The organism is Pseudomonas sp. Pdm06, from assembly GCF_014851795.1.
GTDB classification, from domain to species: Bacteria; Pseudomonadota; Gammaproteobacteria; order Pseudomonadales; family Pseudomonadaceae; genus Aquipseudomonas; species Aquipseudomonas fluorescens_AA.
The window spans coordinates 153482-171037 of the sequence record NZ_JACVAH010000018.1; the positions used below are offsets into that span (position 1 = coordinate 153482).

Consider the following 17556-nt stretch of genomic DNA (forward strand, 5'->3'; position numbering starts at 1 on the left):
GGATAACCGTTTATTGGTGACTGACCCAGAACACTGCGGTGCCCACCACCAGGATAATCAGGAACAAAATGGCCCAGGCATCAACAGTACTGTCGCTTTTCCTTGCTTTGGTCGGATTGCTCATTGCATCGCCTCTTGTCGGTTTTGTAGGTGATTGCATAGGGACTCGACCACAGTTAAGACGATGATTGCCCGTACGACAAATGTGGGTTAGGCAATAATCAATCTCATTAGTCGATTTGGTTCTTTACATATATTCAAACATCACTTTTGCGCATAACTCAAAACAGGTATCTTGCACCGGCTCCTCTAGGAGTGCGCGGCCGTGCGCGCAGAATTGCCGAGGCAGAACCCGATTCCAGCGAGCCAACATGCAGCTGTTTCTGATCGGCCCAAGCCTGAGACCGAGACTTATATGTACGTATATGACGAGTACGATCAGCGAATCATCGAGGACCGCGTCAAGCAGTTCCGTGATCAGACCCGACGCTATCTGGCAGGCGAGCTGAGCGAAGAAGAATTCCGCCCTCTGCGCTTGCAGAATGGCCTGTATATCCAGCGCTTCGCCCCGATGCTGCGCGTGGCTGTGCCTTATGGCCAGCTGACTTCGCGCCAGGTGCGCAAGCTGGCGCAAATTGCCCGTGACTATGACAAGGGCTATGCCCACATCAGTACGCGGCAGAACGTCCAGTACAACTGGCCGGCCCTGGAAGATGTGCCCGAGATCCTGGCCGAGCTGGCCACCGTGCAGATGCACGCGATCCAGACCAGCGGCAACTGCCTGCGCAACGTCACCACCGACCAGTTCGCCGGTGTCGCGGCCGACGAGTTGATCGACCCGCGGCCATGGTGCGAAATCGTTCGCCAGTGGACGACGTTCCACCCGGAGTTCGCCTACCTGCCGCGCAAGTTCAAGATCGCCATCAACGGCTCGAGTTCGGACCGTGCGGCTATCGAAGTCCACGACATCGGCCTGGAGACGGTCTACAACGCAGCCGGCGAACTGGGCTTCCGTGTGCTCGTGGGCGGCGGCCTGGGGCGTACCCCGGTGGTTGGCGCGTTCATCAACGAGTTCCTGCCGTGGCAGGACCTGCTGAGCTACCTCGACGCCATCCTGCGGGTGTACAACCGCTACGGCCGTCGTGACAACAAGTACAAGGCGCGGATCAAGATCCTGGTCAAGGCCCTGACGCCTGAAGTGTTCGCCGAGAAGGTCGAAGCCGAGATGGCTCACCTGCGTGGCGGCCAGACCACCCTGACCGAAGCCGAAGTGCATCGCGTCGCCAAGCATTTCGTCGATCCAGACTACAAGGCCCTGAGCAATCAGGACGCCGAACTGGCAGCCCTGGACAAGGAACACCCGGGCTTCGCCCGCTGGCGCACCCGCAACACCCTGGCCCACAAGAAGCCGGGTTATGTCGCGGTGACCCTGTCCCTGAAACCCACCGGCGTCGCACCGGGCGACATCACCGACAAGCAACTGGACGCCGTGGCCGACCTGGCCGAGCGCTACAGCTTCGGCCAGCTGCGCACCTCCCACGAGCAGAACATCATCCTGGCGGACGTTGAACAGAGCCAATTGTTCACCCTGTGGGGCGAGCTGCGCGAACAAGGTTTCGCCACCCCGAACATCGGCCTGCTGACCGACATGATCTGCTGCCCGGGCGGCGACTTCTGCTCCCTGGCCAACGCCAAGTCGATCCCTATCGCCGAATCGATCCAGCGTCGTTTCGATGACCTGGACTACCTGTTCGACATCGGCGAGCTGGACCTGAACATTTCCGGCTGCATGAACGCCTGTGGTCACCACCACGTCGGCCACATCGGCATCCTGGGTGTGGACAAGAAAGGCGAAGAGTTCTACCAGGTCTCCCTGGGCGGCAGCGGCAGCCGCGACGCCAGCCTGGGCAAGATCCTCGGCCCGTCGTTTGCCCAGGATGACATGCCTGACGTGATCGAGAAGCTGATCGACGTGTACATCGAACAACGTACCGCGGACGAGCGCTTCATCGACACTTACCAACGTATTGGCATCGACCTCTTCAAGGAACGCGTCTATGCAGCGAATCATTAAGAACAACGAGGTCATCGACGAAACCTGGCACCTGTTGCCCAAGGACGCGACCCTCGATGGCATCTCCAACTGCGACGACCTGATCGTGCCACTGGCCCTGTGGCGCGATCATGCCCATGCCCTCAAGGCCCGCGACGGCGGCCTGGGTGTGTGGCTGGACGCCGACGAGGAAGCGGAAGAAATCGGCGAAGACGCCAACCAGTTGCAGGTCATCGCCCTGAACTTCCCGGCCTTCACCGACGGGCGCAGCTACTCCAACGCCCGCCTGCTGCGTGACCGCTATGGTTTCAAGGGTGAATTGCGGGCGATTGGCGACGTGCTGCGCGACCAGCTGTTCTACATGCGCCGCTGCGGTTTCGACGCCTTTGCCTTGCGCGCCGACAAAGACCCCTACGAAGCCCTCGAAAGCCTCAAGGACTTCTCGGTGACCTACCAGGCTGCCACTGACGAGCCGCTGCCACTGTTCCGTCGTCGCTGAAACAGCCCCATGAAAAAAGCCCTGATCCGGGTGTGCCGGTTCAGGGCTTTTTTTGTTTTCGGTGCCTTGATCCACCTCACTCCCACAAAGGGATAGCGGTGAACCCGAAGCTTCAGCCCGCCTCAGAACCCCTGTGGGAGCGAGCTTGCTCGCGATAGCGCTGGGTCAGCCTGCATCCATGTTGAATGTGCCGCCGCTATCGCGAGCAAGCTCGCTCCCACAGCGGGGGGTAGGCACTATTTTTGCGATTACCAGAACCGCTGCTGGGTCAGGCGGCTCCACCAACTGAGCAGCACGCGATCCACCGAACCGCTGGCCGCCATGCCAATGCGTTCCTGCAGGCTTTTGCGTTCGGCGTAGTGCAGGTGGTACAGCTCGGCACCCTTGGCCCGTTCGGCCAGGTATTCATCGCTGGTTTTCAGCTCGTCCACCAAGCCCTTGCCCTGCGCCGCGACACCCAACCAGACCTCACCGGTCGCCACTTCATCGATGGCCAGTTGCGGGCGATAGTTGGACACGAAGTTCTTGAACAGTTCATGGGTGATGTCCAGGTCTTCCTGGAATTTCTCCCGGCCCTTCTCGGTATTTTCGCCGAACACCGTCAACGTGCGTTTGTATTCCCCGGCCGTCAACACTTCGAAATCGATGTCGTGTTTCTTCAGCAGCCGGTTGACGTTGGGCAATTGCGCGACGACGCCGATGGAACCCAGGATCGCGAAGGGAGCACTGATGATCTTCTCGCCGATGCACGCCATCATGTAGCCACCGCTGGCCGCGACCTTGTCGATGCAGACGGTCAGCGGCACGCCGGCCTGACGGATCCGCGCCAGTTGCGACGAGGCCAGGCCATAGCTGTGAACCATGCCGCCGCCACTTTCCAGGCGCAGCACCACTTCATCCTTCGGCGTTGCCAGGGTCAGCAGTGCGGTGATTTCATGACGCAGGCTCTCGGTGGCCGAGGCCTTGATGTCACCGTCGAAGTCCAGCACGAACACCCGGGGCTTGGCCGCCGGCTTGTCCTTGCTTTTCTTCCCGGCCTTTTCTGCCTTGCCTTCGGCCTTGCGCAAGGCCTTGAGCTGATCCTTGTCCAGCAACGTCTGTTCCAGGCGCTCGCGCAACCCCTTGTAGAAATCGTTGAGTTTGCTCACCTGCAACTGGCCGGCGGACTTGCGCCGCCCCTTGCTGCGCAGCGCAGCAAAACTGGCCAGCACCACCAGGATGGCGATCACCAGCGTCACGGTCTTGGCCAGGAAACCGGCATACTCGATGAAAAACTCCACAGCAACTCCTTAAATGCAATGCGCCACTGAACGCAGGCGCGTGACAGTCCCAGCATACCCATGCGCCTGCGTCGCGACCAGCCAAGAAACCTATGGTTACCTTGACGCGAGCGAGGCAGGGCAAGGCTGCAACGGGCATTTCAAACAAGCGTATGTTTTTTCATTGACAGCTCACCGCCATCCCCATAACCTCGCCAAACCTTCAACGTACCGGGATGACGCGGACGTGGGCAGTATCTATCTGATTCGACATGGCCAGGCCTCCTTTGGTGCGGACGACTACGATGTCCTCTCGCCCAATGGCGTACGCCAGGCGCAAGTGCTCGGCGACCACCTCGCCGAGCTCGGTGTCGTATTCGACCGCTGCCTCTCGGGTGACCTGCGGCGCCAACAGGATACCGCCGTCGGTGCGCTGGGCCAGATGTCCGCCGCCGGCATGCCGGTCCCCGAATTGGAAATCGACCCGGCGTTCAACGAGTTCGATGCCGACGCGGTCATTCGCGCCCTGTTGCCGGATATGCTCCCCCAGGAACCCGAGGCGTTGCATATCCTGCGCAACGCCGCGCAGAACCGCGCCGAATTCCAGCGTATCTTCGTGCTGATCGTCGAGCGCTGGCTGAGCGGCCAGTATGACCCGCCCGGTCTCGAAAGCTGGCTGGGTTTCGTCGAGCGGGTCCAGGCGGGCCTGCAGCGCATCCTGGAGCAAGCCGACAACACCCACAAGATCGCCGTGTTCACCTCCGGCGGCACCATCACCGCCCTGCTCCACCTGATCACCCGGATACCGGCCCGACAGGCCTTCGAACTGAACTGGCAAATCGTCAACACCTCGCTCAACCACCTGAAATTCAGGGGCCGCGAGGTGGCCCTGGCTTCCTTCAACAGCCATGCCCACCTGCAACTGTTGAAGGCCCCGGACCTCATCACCTTTCGCTGAGTCCGGATTACTGTAGACCCTTGCTGTACCACCCAAATAAGGATCGAAACCATGACCTCCGTAGCCGACGCCGTACAAGCCATGAAAGCCAAGTTCAACCCAGCCGCCGCTGCCGGCCTGGACCTGGTATTCGGTTTCCGCATCGATGAATCCAAGCATTTCTCGCTGATCGTCAAGGACAGCACCTGCGAACTGCAGGAAGGTGAAAACCCGGACGCCCAGGTGACCCTGGTGATGGATGGCGAAACCCTGCAAGGCATCGTCGACGGCAGCACCGACGGCATGCAAGCGTTCATGGGCGGCAAGCTGCGCGCCGAAGGCGACATGATGCTGGCCATGAAACTGTCCGAGCTGTTCCCAGCCTGAGATTGAGTTCGCCTTCCTCGCGAGCCTTTTGATTGCCAACGAATCCCGCCTCCATGGCGGGATTCGTGTTTTTGCCCCTCCTTGATTTCCCACCGCACACAACCTTGACCCCTGTCAGTTCCCGCTCGTCCTTCAACCGCTAACGTAGCGCTTCCATCAAGGCCAGGGACGGCTCATCGGGAGCCTGTGCCTGCTCATCTCAAGGAAGAGAGACCTATGCCCCCACTGAAGATCGTTCTGCTGTCCAGCGCATTCAACGGCTTGACCCAACGCGCCTGGCTGGACCTGCGCGAGGCCGGTTATCGCCCCAGCATGGTGTTGTTCACCGATGCGGCCTCGGTCTGCCGGCAAATCGAAGAAAGCGGCGCCGACCTGGTGATCTGCCCGTTTCTCAAGGACCGCGTACCCGAGCAGTTGTGGCGCAACCCACGGCGCCCGGTGGTGATCATTCATCCGGGGATTGTCGGCGATCGCGGTGCCAGTGCCCTGGACTGGGCGATCACCCGGCAGCCCGAACGCTGGGGTGTCACCGCATTGCAGGCGTTGGAGGAAATGGATGCCGGGCCCGTGTGGGCCACGTGGGAATTCGACCTGCCCAAAGGCCTGCGTAAATCGGAGCTGTACAACGGCCCGGTGAGCGACGCGGCCATTCGTTGCATCCGCGAGGTCGTGGAAAAATACCATGACGGTTTCGTCCCGGTGCCACTGGACTATGGCCGCCATGACGTGATCGGGCGCCTGCAACCGAACATGACCCAGGACGATCGCAGCTTCAGCTGGCACGACAGCAGCGGTTTCATCAAGCGCTGCATCGACGCCGCGGACGGTCAGCCCGGTGTGCTCGCAAGCTTGGCCGGCGAACAGTTTTACCTGTACGACGCCCATCCGGACGTTCGCCGCGGCCTGCCCGGCGAGCTATTGGCCATGCGTGACGATGCGGTGCTGGTGGCGACAGGGGATGCCAGCCTGTGGATCGGCGCACTGCGCCGCAAACCGCAACCCGGCGAACAGACCTTCAAGCGCCCGGCACGCCATGTACTGTCGAACCGCCTCGAAGGTATCCCGGTGCTCGACAGTTCCCTGGGCCGGCAGCCGTTCAGCGACGAACCCTATCAACCCATTCGTTACCGCGAATGCGGCCATGTCGGGGAGCTGACGTTCGAGTTCTATAACGGGGCGATGAGCACTGAGCAATGCCAGCGCCTGGTGGCGGCATTGCGCTGGGCCAAGTCCCGGGACACCCAGGTGCTGTTGATCCGTGGTGGGCGCGGCAGCTTTTCCAACGGCGTGCACCTGAACGTGATCCAGGCCGACGCCGAACCGGGCCTGGAAGCCTGGGCCAACATACAAGCCATCGACGACGTCTGCCTGGAGCTGTTCAGCGCCCGGCAACTGGTGGTCAGCGGTCTGACGGGGAACGCCGGGGCCGGCGGTGTGATGCTGGCCCTGGCCGCCGATATCGTGCTGGCGCGTCGTGACATCGTGCTCAACCCGCACTACGCGACCATGGGCCTGTACGGCTCTGAATACTGGACCTACAGCCTGCCCCGCGCGGTCGGTCCGGACATGGCCTGGAAACTCACCCAGGACTGCCTGCCCATCAGCGCCTTGCAGGCGTTGCGCTACGGCATGGTCCAGGAGATCGGCCCACGTTGCCCCGACGAGTTCGGCCTGTGGCTGCTGCAGCGAGCCAACCGCGCGCTGCTCGATCCGACCTATGAAAGCATCCGGATGCGCAAGGCCGAACGGAGCCTGTCGGCGATCCAGGCGTGTCGCGATGACGAACTCGCACAGATGCGCCGCGACATGGTGGACGATCGCCACGGCTTCGCCGACAAATGCCGTCGTTTCGTCTTCAAGCACAAGGCCTGCCGTACGCCCGAACGCCTGGTTGCACCTTGGGCGCGGATAAGACAGGCCCAAGCCGTCCAGTAACTCCCGGTATCGGGGAAGGCTTGGCAGCTCTTACAATGCCCGCTTCCCCCGCATCGGCCTGAACATGGACATCGACCTCGCCCGCACTTTCCTGGAAATCGTCCGTCACGGCAGCCTCGCCGCAGCCGCCGAAAAGCTGCACGTGACCCAGACGGCGATCACCGCCCGGGTCCAGAAGCTCGAAAGCCAGCTCGGCTGCGCGCTGTTCGTGCGCAACCGTGCCGGCGCGCGCTTGACCGCCGACGGCGAGGCCTTTGTGGTCTACGCCAACCAACTGGTGCAAACCTGGGAAGCGGCCCGCCGGGACCTGCCGCTGCCCGAGGGCTATCGCAACGTCCTGCACCTGGGAGGCGAGGTCAGCCTGTGCAACCCCTTGATGCTCGCCTGGGCCGGAGAACTGCGCCAGAAGATCCCCGGTCACGCCCTGCGCATGGACATCCGCGACGGCGAGAAGCTGCTGCAACAGTTGGAACTGGGCCTGCTGGATGCAGCGGTGGTCTATCAACCCGAATACTGGCCACGCCTGCAGGTAGAACAACTGCTGGAAGAAAAACTCATCCTGGTGCGCCTGGCCGCCCGTCCCGAACCCTACGTTTACATCGACTGGAGCGCGGACTTCCGGCGCCAACACGACACCGCGCTGCCAGACAAGGCCAAGGCTGCCGTGACCTTCAACCTCGGCCCCCTGGCCCTGCAATACATCCTGGAAAACGGCGGCAGCGGTTACTTCCGCACGCGAGTCGTGCAGAGCTACCTGGACAGTGGAATCCTGGAACGGGTGCCCAAGGCACCGGAATTCAATTACCCGACTTACCTGGTCTATTCCCGCGATCGGGACTCAGCGGCGCTGCAGCAGGCATTCGAAGTGTTGCGAGAGATCGTCAAGACCGGCAGCGACTGGTCGCAGCGCTGGGATCCATTGACCTGACGGCTGCTCAAGCAAGATTTGCCCGGGGATGAGGACCTGACGTGGCCTGGGATTGCTCCCGCTTTTCAGGCGCTGGCGAAGCAGGCGATCTTTCTCTTGCGACTCAATCGCCAGTGGAAAGATCGCAGCCTCGTTGCACTCGGCAGCTCCTACAGTCGCAACCCAGCGGGAGCACTCTCTGGACACAAAAGCTCTTGAAGGGTCGGGTTCTATGGCTCGCTCTGCATGTGATCCACGATCTCGTCCTTGATCAGCAATCGCTTCTTCTTGAGCGTCTCCAAAACGTCGGCGGGCAGCGCGGCGGAGGACGGCTTCTCGGCATCGACCACCTTGGCATCAAGTTGGGAGTATTGTTGAAGTAACGAGTCGAGCCTTGGATTCTCGCTGCGTTTTTGCTGGATTTGATCTTTTGTGTAGTTGAGATCCTGGCACAAATCGTGAGACACCGGCATGGAACACCTCCTTTGATGGATCGGTGGCAGGCGTCCTTTCAACGCCCGTCGATTATCAGGATGGCCTCTTGAACGGGGTTCTGTCGACCGCAAATCCGACCAGCGGTGACCGTTCGTCGTACCGGATCGCTTGGCGATCAAACCTTTGCCCGGGCACAACCCTCCATTGATCAGAGACGACAAGAATCGCTCGTTCAACCTGTATGGAGACTCACTTATGGACAAATTCATCCTGCGTCAACTTGGCCTGGCAGTCGCCCTGAGCACCAGCATGGGCATGGCCTGGGCCGCGACTTCCAACGACTTCGTCGACGAGGCGGCGGTCGGTGGCATCGCGGAAATCGAAACCAGCAAACTGGCCTTGGAAAAAAGCCAATCGGCGGACATCAAGGCGTTCGCCAACAAGATGATCACCGACCACACCAAGGCCAACGAAGAGCTGAAGACGCTGGCGAAAAAACATGACATCGAAGTGCCCGACGACACCACGTTGATGAAGAAAGCCAAGGCGAAGATTCTCGAGGTGCGCGATGAGTCCTTTGATGCGGCCTTCGCCAACAACCAGGTCAAGGCCCACGAAGAAACCATCGCCCTGTTCAAGAAAGAAGCCAATACCGTGACCGACGACAAGAAAGCCGGCAACACCGAACTCAAGGCGTTCGCCCAGAAGATGCTGCCGGACCTGCAACATCACTTGGATGAAGCCAAGAAACTCCAGGCGGCCCATCCAAGCAAGTAACGATAAACCCGCTACTTGAGGCTCGTTCAAGGAAAAACGGCGCTTCTCCCAAGACGGGAAGGCGCCGTTTTCGTACCCCGGACTTTTATCAGGCCTCAAGCCCCTTGCGCGCAACCGCAGCGCCCGCCTGCAACGCCCTGCCCACCTGTTCTTCGAAATCCCCCCGGCTCATCACCTGCAAGGCGACGGCCGTGACACCCCGGTAAGCCACCAAGGCGTCGATCATCTGCTGGGCGTCACGACTCGCCAGCAACTGGCTGCTGTCGACCACGACACTTTTCGCCGCCAACTGTGCGATGTCGCCAGGTATACCGGCCAGCATCGCCTGATGGGCCAGCGCCGTCATCAACAAGGCCGGAAAGGCCGGGCCAGTGCCCGAGAGCGCGGAGAGGTAATCAATGAAATCTTCTTTTTCGACCTCAGCCGCAGTGCCCACACACTCGAACAGCTGCTGCACGAGGCTTTTCGTCGCCGGCGCTATCGCGCTAAAACCATACCAAGGCGTAAAGGACTGTCCGATTTCCACCGCCGCGTTGGGCATCGCCCGCACGACCGCTGAAGCCGAAGTCTGCGCTGCAATCGCCTGCGCGGTGATCCCGGCCATCAGGGAGATCACCGTCTTACCCGTCGCATCGATGCCCAGGCTGGCGAAATGCTCGGGACGAACCGCAATGATCACCACGGCGCTGCGATCCACCAGGTCCTGGTTGTCCGTGACCAGGCAAGCACCTTGTTGAGCCAACGGATGATTGCCCGAGCGATTGGAAATGATCAGGTTGCCCGCCGGCACCAGCTCCTTCGCCAGGACTGCCTTGGCAATCGCGCCGCCCAACCAACCGGTACCGCCAATGATCCCAAGGGTCTCATTGATCATCGCCGTGACCTTCGAACGTGTCGGTCAAGGGCACAAAGACCCCGGGCTCTTTTTCGGCATAACCGAACTTCCCGTAGAAACGATCCAGCTCACGCTGCTTGGGGACTTTGCCGGTGAAGATGCTCACGTAATGCGGGATGCGCTGGAAGCGCACGGTGATCAACTCTGTCGTGTTCATGGTGATGTAGCCGATCTGCGTCAGATAGATCGTTCGGGCCCGCGCATCAGCCCCCTGGCTGTCGTAGCCAAAGCGCTTGAACATGTTCGCCAGGGCGTTCATGCGCTGCTCGTCCACCACCGCCACCTCTTGGGCCACTTCAGCAGACTGAAGCGCCCAGCTGCGCACGGCGAACTCGAATTGCGAGTCGAACAATTGCGGGTTGAGCCAGCACTCGAACACATTCAGGATCGCCTCGGAAATGCTTTCGGCATAGCTTTCACTTTGCCGGATCAGCCCCCCCGTGTTGGTCTCCCGCCAACGCGACAGCAAAGCAGCCAGCAGTTGCTCACGGTCCTCGAAAAACCAGTAGAAGCTGGTGCGTGACAAACCCAGGCGCTTGGCCAGTGGCATGACCCGGACCGCATCGATGCCCGACTCTTTCAGGGCCACGTAGGCCGCTTCCAGCCAGCCCTCCGGCGAGCCTCGCCAGCCTGCGTCCTGGGCCTTACTACGGGCCTTCCCTACCTGCGGCATCGTGCGCCTCTCTCTTCAAATACGTGATAGAAATGTACTCTCATGATCCCTTAATGTACACATGAGTACATTTTGTTGACTTGACCGTCTCGAGCACTTAAAGTCCAGCATCATGGAGATCCAACCACCGCTCCCATCAAACAAGCCGGGCCCAGGCATGAAACAACATGTCCGTGAGGCGCGCCTGGTTGTATCTCCAAGAGGCAAGGACTCTAAAACAACAACAACGAGCCGCCATTATGATTTTTTTGCTGAACGCCGCTGAAAGAACTTCGCCATCCGGCCAAAGAATGCCGGAACGACTGCCTTCGTCATACCCTTCATCTGTCACCCACTGCCCAAATCCAGATAACTGCCAACGCGAGTTCAGCGCGCAGGCGCTCTGTGCTGCCCGAACGCTTGGGCCACAGATATCAACCATTTGAAGCGAGGTCATCGATGCTCCAGCCAGGACAGAACCTAGCCCCCGCCAGGTAACGCATCGCCCAGCGATAACAGAACTTCAGGCCCGCCGTGCGATTGGATCAGCCGTACACGCCTGTGCCCGGGTGGTTGCGTTCGCGAGTCATTTCTTCCATCAGCCGGATTAGTGATATGTGGATTACACAAGAGAAACTTCCCTTGGGCGAGATCATTGCCCGGTATGTCGATTGGTTGACGCAGCATGGCGCAGACGTATTCGACGCTATATCCCTGGCGTTGTCCGGGACCATCACTGCGCTGACGCACGCCCTTCTGTGGTTCAACCCCCTGGCTTTGATCGCGATATTTGCACTCCTGGCTTATTACATCCAACGCAAGGTCAGCCTGACACTTTTCGTCGCCTTTTCATTCTTGCTGATATTCAACCTCGGCTACTGGCAGGAAACCATGGAGACCCTGGCCCAAGTGACGTTCGCCACATTCGTATGCGTGATCATCGGCGTACCGCTGGGCATTGTCGCCGCGCACAAGCCGATGTTCTATACCTTGATGCGTCCGGTGCTCGATCTGATGCAGACCGTACCGACCTTCGTCTACCTCATTCCTACCCTGACCCTTTTCGGTCTGGGTGTGGTCCCGGGCCTGATCTCCACGGTGGTGTTCGCGATTGCCGCGCCCATCCGCCTGACCTACCTGGGCATCCGCGACGTTCCGGACGAACTGATGGACGCCGGCAAAGCCTTCGGCTGCTCCCGTCGCCAACTCCTGTCGCGCATTGAACTGCCCCATGCGATGCCCAGCATCGCGGCCGGTATCACCCAATGCATCATGCTGTCGTTGTCGATGGTGGTGATCGCCGCGCTGGTGGGTGCCGATGGCCTGGGCAAACCGGTGGTCAATGCACTGAACACCGCCGATATCGCCATGGGCTTCGAAGCCGGCCTGGCGATCGTCCTGCTGGCCATCATCCTCGATCGAATCTGCAAACAACGGGAAACTGTGAAAAGAGGTGACGTATGAGCATCATCCGTTTCGAAGACGTCGACGTCATCTTCGCCGCCCGTCCGAAGCCCGCCCTGGAACTACTCGACCAAGGCTTTTCGCGGCCGGAGATTCTTCAGAAATCCGGTTTGATCGTCGGTGTGGAGAAAGCCAACCTGGAAATCAACAAAGGTGAGATCTGCGTGCTCATGGGCCTGTCCGGCTCTGGCAAATCCAGCCTGCTGCGTTGCATCAACGGCTTGAACACCGTCAGCCGTGGCAAGTTGTTCGTCGAGCACGAAGGCCGGCAGATCGACATCGCTTCCTGCACCCCCGCTGAACTGAAGATGATGCGCACCCAGCGCATCGCCATGGTGTTCCAGAAATTCGCCCTGATGCCTTGGCTGACGGTGCGCGAGAACATCAGCTTCGGCCTGGAAATGCAGGGCCGGTCGGAAAAGGAATGCCGCAAGCTGGTGGATGAGAAGCTCGAACTGGTGGGCCTGACCCAATGGCGCAACAAGAAGCCCGACGAACTGTCCGGCGGCATGCAACAACGGGTCGGCCTGGCCCGCGCCCTGGCGATGGACGCCGACATCCTGCTGATGGACGAACCGTTCTCGGCCCTCGACCCGCTGATCCGCCAAGGCCTGCAGGACGAGTTGCTCGATCTGCAGCGCAAGCTGCACAAGACCATCGTGTTCGTCAGCCATGACCTGGACGAAGCCCTGAAACTGGGCACGCGGATCGCCATCATGAAGGACGGCAAGATCATCCAGTACAGCACGCCCGAAGAGATCGTGCTCAACCCGGCCGACGACTACGTGCGCAACTTCGTCGCCCACACCAACCCGTTGAATGTGCTGTGCGCGAAAAGCTTGATGACCCCACTGGACCAATGCGTTTTGGCACGCGACGAATATTGCCTGGATACGGCTCAAAACCTGTGGATGGTGGTGAACCCGCAGCGTCATCTGAGCAGCGTTCGAAAAGGCGCCAGCGCCGCACACGTCCAATCATGGAATCCGACCGAGCGAATCGACACCTTGGCGCGACAACCGACTTGCGTGCCGCCGATCACCACCATGCGCGACGCCCTGCAGATTCGCTACGAAACGGGCCATCCCTTGATCGTGCGGGATGAGGCCGATACTGTCCTGGGCATTCTGGGCGACGGTGAACTGTATCGGGCACTGTTGGGGCACAACCTGTCGCACCCTGTGCTTGCTGAACCCGCAAGAGAATCTTCGGTGGCGTGAGTCACCCGGCACGGCGTTGGAACATACCTATGCAACCCAGCGATATCGATAAGAAGGTCAAGGGCTATCGGCGGTTGATACCGTCGATGACGGCGTTGCTGGAGTTCGAAGCCGTGGCGCGGCTGGCCAGTTTCACCCTGGCCGCCCAAGAGCTGGGGGTGACGCAGGCCGCCGTCAGCAAACAGATCCGGTTGCTGGAAGATACCCTGGAGACCAAGCTGTTCCATCGCCTTCATCGGTCGATCAAGCTGACGCACGAAGGCTATGTCCTGCATCTGGTCGTCGCGGAGTCCATTCATCGCATGGCCAGTGTCTTCGACAAAATTGCCGAGGGCATTGGTGAGCAGGAGATCACCATCGCCTGCACGGAAGCGTTTTCTCACTTGAGAATACTCCCCCGGTTGATTGCACTGCGCACCCTGCAACCGAAGTTGAAGTTGCGCTTGCTGACGCAACAAGTCTCGCCCAGTTCATACCGCGATGACGTCGACCTGGCCATCCGTTTCGGCAATGGGAAATGGGAGGATGGCAGCTCGGTTTTCCTGTTCGATGAAGAAGTCTTTCCCGTTTGCGCGCCGGTCTGGCTTGGCGCCAACGCAGCCCCTTCATCCGTTACCGATTTCCTGGACACGGCGCTGATTGATTCGGACTCCACCCTGGAAGGCTGGATGACCTGGAACCGTTGGTGTCGGGAACTGGGCGATATGCGCCCCAAGCTCAACTATTCCTTTCGCTGCAGTTCCTATAACGATGCGATCGAGGCGGCTATTCAAGGCCACGGCATTGCACTGGGGTGGAGTCGGCTGATCGCGTACCGGCTCAACAGTGGTGAACTGATCAGGATTACGCCCTACGTGGTCAAGCCAAAAGACGCTTATTACCTGGTTATTCCGAGCGGTCGGAAACTTGAGCCCATCACCCAGGCACTGATCGATTGGCTGCGCGATGACAGCCATCTAAACCATTGATTAAATAGAGGTTAAAGACCACTTTTACGCATAACGCAAAGTTATGCGAGCGTGAAAATAAAGCGCGTTGACGGTCTTATCCCACCTTTCCAAACTGTACTCGCCGCCTGATCAACTTTGCGTTTGAGCGAGACCCATAATGACAATTAATACCGTGAAGACCCATCGTGAACTTCTGACCGACCGCACGCCGGGCCATGGCATGCCGGGCGGTTTGTTCGGTCGCCAGGATATTTTTGAAACCGACGTCGATATCTTTTTCACCAAACATTGGATTCTGGTGGGGGTCACCAGCGACGTCCCCGAACCCGGTGATGTCTCCACCCTCGATATCGGCAAATCCTCCATCCTCCTGGTGCGCGACGATGATGAGCATGTGCAGGCGTTTCGCAACGTTTGCCGGCACCGCGGGGCGCGCTTGAAACAGGCTGGCAAGTCAACGGTGGGCATGCTGGTCTGCCCCTATCACCAGTGGACCTACGATCTGGACGGTAGCCTGAAACATGCGGCACACATGGGCCAGGACTTCGACCCTAAATGCAAAAGCCTGATCCCGGTGCACACTCGGGTCGTCGGCCCCCATGTCTTCGTCTGCCTGGGCGACGAACCGCCGGAAGACATCCTGTACCTTGACCAGGTCATGACACCGCGTTTCGCCCAATATGACCTCGCCCATTCCAAGATCGCCTACGAATCGGAAATCATCGAGAACGGCAATTGGAAACTGGTGATCGAGAACAATCGCGAGTGTTATCACTGCGCCGCCACCCACCCGGAATTGACCGCCTCTTTCCTGCCCGAAGATTTCGGTTTCTGCACCGACGGGCTGGGGGAGGATTCACTCCAGGCGCTGGCGGAGTATCACCGCCGCAATGCCGAGACCAAGGCCAACTGGGAGCACGAAGGTTATATCTGCGATGCCGTCGAACACCTGGGTGAAGACGCCGTGACCCAGTTCCGCTCGCAGCGACTGGCCATTGCCGGCAACGGCGAATCCCAGACCCTGGACACCCGCGTGGCGTGCACCCGGCTGTTTGGCGGGCTCACGCGCCGCGACTTGGGCGATGTGCATCTTTGGACGCACAACTCGTGGACCCACATCATGAGCGACCATGCCGTGGTCTCCTACATCATCCCTCTGGCGCCCGATAAGACTCTGGTGCGCACCAAATGGCTGGTCCATGCCGATGCCGTCGAAGGCGTCGATTACCAGGTGGATAAGCTGACCGAAGTCTGGGTCGCGACCAACCTGCAGGACGCCAGCCTCGTCGGCATCACCCACAGCGGCACCCAGGATCCTGCCTACACGCCCGGGCCGTTCTCGGCCTTCACCGAAACCTATGTCGACCAGTTCTCTCGCTGGTACGCGGCGCGTCTGGCCGCCCATGGCGTGTGAGGAATGAACATGACGACTTACGAAAACCTGACGCGCCCTGGAAGAGCCAGCGCGCTCCAGCGTTTTACCGACCCGGCCACCTGGGGCACGTTCGGCGCGCAATGGCACAGTGGTGAACAGAAAACCCTGCAATGCTGCGCTGTGCGCCAGGAAACCCATGACGTCAAAACCTTCATTTTTCGCTGTGCGGACTTCAGCGCCCTGAGCTTCGAGCCCGGTCAATTCATCACGATCTCACCGGTCATTGGCGGGCAGACCGTTGCCCGCTGCTACACCCTGTCGTCCTCCCCGACCCGGCCGTTTGCGTTTTCCATTACCGTCAAGCGCGTACCGGGGGGCGCGGTGTCGAACTGGCTGCATGACCACCTCAAGCCCGGCGACAACCTGAAGGCCTGCGGCCCGGCGGGCAGCTTCACACCGGTCGGCCATCCGGCGACCAAGTTGTTGTACCTGTCCGCCGGTTCCGGTGTAACGCCGCTGATGTCGATGACCCGGGCCGCGTGCGACATGGCCGGCAACCTCGACATCGTTTTCGTGCACAGCGCCCGCACGCCCACCGACATCATCTTCCACACGGAACTGACGCGCATGCAGGCCGCCATGCCGGGGTTGCGGGTCATCAGTGTTTGCGAAGGTCTCGGCGACACCGCTCAATGGCAGCAACCGATAGGCCGGCTCGACTTGTCGTTGTTGAGCCAGCACGTGCCGGACTACCAGGAACGGGAAATCTTCACCTGCGGTCCCCAGGGTTACATGGAAGCGGTCAAGTCGCTGCTCAGGGAAGCGGCATTCGATTTCGCCCACTACCACCAGGAAAGCTTCGACATCGCCGCACTGAATGAAGAACCGTTGATCGAGCAGGCGGCTTCGCTCAATCAACAGGACGTCTTCACCGTGACCCTGTCGCGGTCGGGCAAGACGTTCAGCATGCCGGGCAATCAGACCGTGCTGTCTGCCGCCAGGAAAGCCGGCGCGATCGTGCCCTCCTCCTGCAGCCAGGGTATTTGTGGCACCTGCAAGACGGCCCTGCTCCAGGGCACGGTGGACATGCATCACAACGGCGGTATCAGGCAGCGGGAAATCGACAAAGGCCTGCGCTTGCTGTGCTGCAGCAAACCCACTTCTGATCTGGTCCTTGATCTTTAGCCTTGCCTCATGCATCAGCCGTTTCCGCCAGTGGCTGATGGCGCCTCTGGCGGAAACGGTCGATGCCTGATGTGCCAGGCGACCTAGCCGAGTTTTACATTCATGGTGATGCGCGCCGTGAAGACTTTCACGCCGCCCTCGTCGAAGATCTCGACCGGGACAACCTTGTCCCCCGAGGTCTGCCAGTCGATGTCGCTACCGTCGGCAATGGCGTGGATGGATGTCTTGGCCTTGGCCAGGTATTCGACGGTCATGCCTTTGGGAATCCAACGAGCCCCGCCAGGGATGGACACCTCGGTCATCATGCCGCCCGCCAGTTCTGCCGCGTTGCACAACGCGATCGCATGAACGGACGCCAGGTGATTGGTGATTTCCTTGCGGAACGGCACCTTCACCTCACTGCGGCCGGGGGCCAACACCGAAATCTCCGGGTTGATGGTGCCGAAGTACGGTGCCATCTGGCAGGCCATATTGCTGAACGCGGACGGACCAACGCTTTGGTACATGCTGAGAGTCTGGCTCATGGGGTATCTCTGGTCAGGTGGGCTGGGGTCATGAACAGAACATTACTCTTTTACAGAATATTATTCTGTTACAGAACAGTATTCTGTAAATGTCCACCCTGT

Annotated in this window: 18 protein-coding genes; 12 read left to right on the forward strand and 6 right to left on the reverse strand. The window is 60.1% G+C overall.

The window, feature by feature from the left end; translation table 11 throughout:
- Window positions 1-415: 415 nt before the first annotated feature.
- The gene (locus tag IB266_RS25685) at window positions 416-2074 is read left to right on the forward strand and encodes a nitrite/sulfite reductase (RefSeq protein WP_060738120.1); all 1659 of its coding nucleotides are present in this window, start codon (window positions 416-418) and stop codon (window positions 2072-2074) included.
- Window positions 2058-2552 (forward strand): DUF934 domain-containing protein, encoded by a 495-nt coding sequence (locus tag IB266_RS25690; protein ID WP_058543993.1) that lies wholly within the window; start codon window positions 2058-2060, stop codon window positions 2550-2552. The genes IB266_RS25685 and IB266_RS25690 overlap by 17 nt, the downstream gene beginning before the upstream one ends.
- Before the next feature lie 248 nt (window positions 2553-2800).
- Here the strand turns inward: IB266_RS25690 and sohB are convergent, their stop codons facing one another.
- On the reverse strand, window positions 2801-3832 hold the full coding sequence (gene sohB / locus IB266_RS25695) for a protease SohB (RefSeq protein ID WP_192263231.1): 1032 nt from the start codon (window positions 3830-3832) through the stop codon (window positions 2801-2803).
- Between the two features lie 226 nt (window positions 3833-4058).
- Here sohB and IB266_RS25700 point away from each other — a divergent pair, with 226 nt between their 5' ends.
- The 4 genes from IB266_RS25700 (at window position 4059) to IB266_RS25715 (ending at window position 7998) form a co-directional block, all read left to right on the forward strand.
- Window positions 4059-4769 carry a histidine phosphatase family protein gene (locus IB266_RS25700; RefSeq protein WP_192263233.1) on the forward strand — a complete coding sequence of 237 codons (711 nt, stop codon included), beginning with the start codon at window positions 4059-4061 and terminating at the stop codon, window positions 4767-4769.
- A 51-nt stretch (window positions 4770-4820) separates the two neighbouring features.
- A complete protein-coding gene (locus IB266_RS25705; RefSeq protein ID WP_060738123.1) occupies window positions 4821-5135 on the forward strand; it encodes an SCP2 sterol-binding domain-containing protein in 315 nt (104 codons plus the stop codon).
- 216 nt (window positions 5136-5351) lie between these two features.
- Window positions 5352-7070: a hydrogenase maturation protein gene (locus tag IB266_RS25710; protein WP_192263235.1), complete on the forward strand. Its 1719-nt coding sequence runs from the start codon at window positions 5352-5354 to the stop codon at window positions 7068-7070.
- Window positions 7071-7134: 64 nt separating this feature from the next.
- Window positions 7135-7998 carry a LysR family transcriptional regulator gene (locus IB266_RS25715; RefSeq protein ID WP_014338666.1) on the forward strand — a complete coding sequence of 288 codons (864 nt, stop codon included), beginning with the start codon at window positions 7135-7137 and terminating at the stop codon, window positions 7996-7998.
- A 209-nt stretch (window positions 7999-8207) separates the two neighbouring features.
- Here IB266_RS25715 and IB266_RS25720 read toward each other — a convergent pair whose 3' ends face one another.
- A complete protein-coding gene (locus IB266_RS25720) occupies window positions 8208-8450 on the reverse strand; it encodes a YdcH family protein (RefSeq protein ID WP_060738125.1) in 243 nt (80 codons plus the stop codon).
- A gap of 217 nt (window positions 8451-8667) precedes the next feature.
- Between IB266_RS25720 and IB266_RS25725 the strand changes: the two genes are divergently transcribed.
- On the forward strand, window positions 8668-9189 hold the full coding sequence (locus IB266_RS25725) for a DUF4142 domain-containing protein (protein WP_060738126.1): 522 nt from the start codon (window positions 8668-8670) through the stop codon (window positions 9187-9189).
- A gap of 88 nt (window positions 9190-9277) precedes the next feature.
- On the opposite strand, the gene IB266_RS25730 is transcribed toward IB266_RS25725, so the two are convergent.
- The 3 genes from IB266_RS25730 to IB266_RS25740 all read right to left on the reverse strand — a co-directional run bounded on the left by IB266_RS25730 (window position 9278) and on the right by IB266_RS25740 (window position 11193).
- Window positions 9278-10063 (reverse strand): pyrroline-5-carboxylate reductase family protein, encoded by a 786-nt coding sequence (locus IB266_RS25730; protein WP_192263237.1) that lies wholly within the window; start codon window positions 10061-10063, stop codon window positions 9278-9280.
- Window positions 10053-10757 (reverse strand): TetR/AcrR family transcriptional regulator, encoded by a 705-nt coding sequence (locus IB266_RS25735; protein WP_060738128.1) that lies wholly within the window; start codon window positions 10755-10757, stop codon window positions 10053-10055. The genes IB266_RS25730 and IB266_RS25735 overlap by 11 nt, the downstream gene beginning before the upstream one ends.
- A gap of 136 nt (window positions 10758-10893) precedes the next feature.
- Window positions 10894-11193, reverse strand: coding sequence for a hypothetical protein (locus IB266_RS25740; RefSeq protein ID WP_146042640.1), 300 nt, complete (start codon window positions 11191-11193; stop codon window positions 10894-10896).
- 158 nt (window positions 11194-11351) lie between these two features.
- On the opposite strand from IB266_RS25740, the gene choW reads away from it, so the two are divergent.
- The 5 genes from choW to IB266_RS25765 all read left to right on the forward strand — a co-directional run bounded on the left by choW (window position 11352) and on the right by IB266_RS25765 (window position 16930).
- On the forward strand, window positions 11352-12200 hold the full coding sequence (gene choW, locus IB266_RS25745; RefSeq protein ID WP_192263238.1) for a choline ABC transporter permease subunit: 849 nt from the start codon (window positions 11352-11354) through the stop codon (window positions 12198-12200).
- Window positions 12197-13420 (forward strand): choline ABC transporter ATP-binding protein, encoded by a 1224-nt coding sequence (choV, locus tag IB266_RS25750; RefSeq protein ID WP_192263240.1) that lies wholly within the window; start codon window positions 12197-12199, stop codon window positions 13418-13420. The genes choW and choV overlap by 4 nt, the downstream gene beginning before the upstream one ends.
- A gap of 29 nt (window positions 13421-13449) precedes the next feature.
- Entirely contained in the window at window positions 13450-14388 is a 939-nt protein-coding gene (locus IB266_RS25755; protein WP_192263243.1) for a LysR substrate-binding domain-containing protein, read from the forward strand.
- Between the two features lie 139 nt (window positions 14389-14527).
- A complete protein-coding gene (locus IB266_RS25760) occupies window positions 14528-15784 on the forward strand; it encodes an aromatic ring-hydroxylating oxygenase subunit alpha (RefSeq protein ID WP_192263245.1) in 1257 nt (418 codons plus the stop codon).
- 9 nt (window positions 15785-15793) lie between these two features.
- Entirely contained in the window at window positions 15794-16930 is a 1137-nt protein-coding gene (locus IB266_RS25765; RefSeq protein WP_192263247.1) for a hybrid-cluster NAD(P)-dependent oxidoreductase, read from the forward strand.
- Window positions 16931-17013: 83 nt separating this feature from the next.
- On the opposite strand, the gene IB266_RS25770 is transcribed toward IB266_RS25765, so the two are convergent.
- Window positions 17014-17454 carry a hotdog fold domain-containing protein gene (locus IB266_RS25770; RefSeq protein WP_192263249.1) on the reverse strand — a complete coding sequence of 147 codons (441 nt, stop codon included), beginning with the start codon at window positions 17452-17454 and terminating at the stop codon, window positions 17014-17016.
- Window positions 17455-17556 lie beyond the last annotated feature (102 nt).

Bases quoted from the DNA above. Each gene is read 5' to 3' on its own strand.
- IB266_RS25685 (WP_060738120.1), top strand. From the start codon at position 416: ATGTACGTATATGACGAGTACGATCAGCGAATCATCGAGGACCGCGTC.
- IB266_RS25690 (WP_058543993.1), top strand. From the start codon at position 2,058: ATGCAGCGAATCATTAAGAACAACGAGGTCATCGACGAAACCTGGCAC.
- IB266_RS25705 (WP_060738123.1), top strand. From the start codon at position 4,821: ATGACCTCCGTAGCCGACGCCGTACAAGCCATGAAAGCCAAGTTCAAC.
- IB266_RS25710 (WP_192263235.1), top strand. From the start codon at position 5,352: ATGCCCCCACTGAAGATCGTTCTGCTGTCCAGCGCATTCAACGGCTTG.
- IB266_RS25715 (WP_014338666.1), top strand. From the start codon at position 7,135: ATGGACATCGACCTCGCCCGCACTTTCCTGGAAATCGTCCGTCACGGC.
- IB266_RS25720 (WP_060738125.1), bottom strand. From the start codon at position 8,450: ATGCCGGTGTCTCACGATTTGTGCCAGGATCTCAACTACACAAAAGAT.
- IB266_RS25725 (WP_060738126.1), top strand. From the start codon at position 8,668: ATGGACAAATTCATCCTGCGTCAACTTGGCCTGGCAGTCGCCCTGAGC.
- IB266_RS25730 (WP_192263237.1), bottom strand. From the start codon at position 10,063: ATGATCAATGAGACCCTTGGGATCATTGGCGGTACCGGTTGGTTGGGC.
- IB266_RS25735 (WP_060738128.1), bottom strand. From the start codon at position 10,757: ATGCCGCAGGTAGGGAAGGCCCGTAGTAAGGCCCAGGACGCAGGCTGG.
- IB266_RS25740 (WP_146042640.1), bottom strand. From the start codon at position 11,193: ATGACCTCGCTTCAAATGGTTGATATCTGTGGCCCAAGCGTTCGGGCA.
- choW (WP_192263238.1), top strand. From the start codon at position 11,352: ATGTGGATTACACAAGAGAAACTTCCCTTGGGCGAGATCATTGCCCGG.
- choV (WP_192263240.1), top strand. From the start codon at position 12,197: ATGAGCATCATCCGTTTCGAAGACGTCGACGTCATCTTCGCCGCCCGT.
- IB266_RS25755 (WP_192263243.1), top strand. From the start codon at position 13,450: ATGCAACCCAGCGATATCGATAAGAAGGTCAAGGGCTATCGGCGGTTG.
- IB266_RS25760 (WP_192263245.1), top strand. From the start codon at position 14,528: ATGACAATTAATACCGTGAAGACCCATCGTGAACTTCTGACCGACCGC.
- IB266_RS25765 (WP_192263247.1), top strand. From the start codon at position 15,794: ATGACGACTTACGAAAACCTGACGCGCCCTGGAAGAGCCAGCGCGCTC.
- IB266_RS25770 (WP_192263249.1), bottom strand. From the start codon at position 17,454: ATGAGCCAGACTCTCAGCATGTACCAAAGCGTTGGTCCGTCCGCGTTC.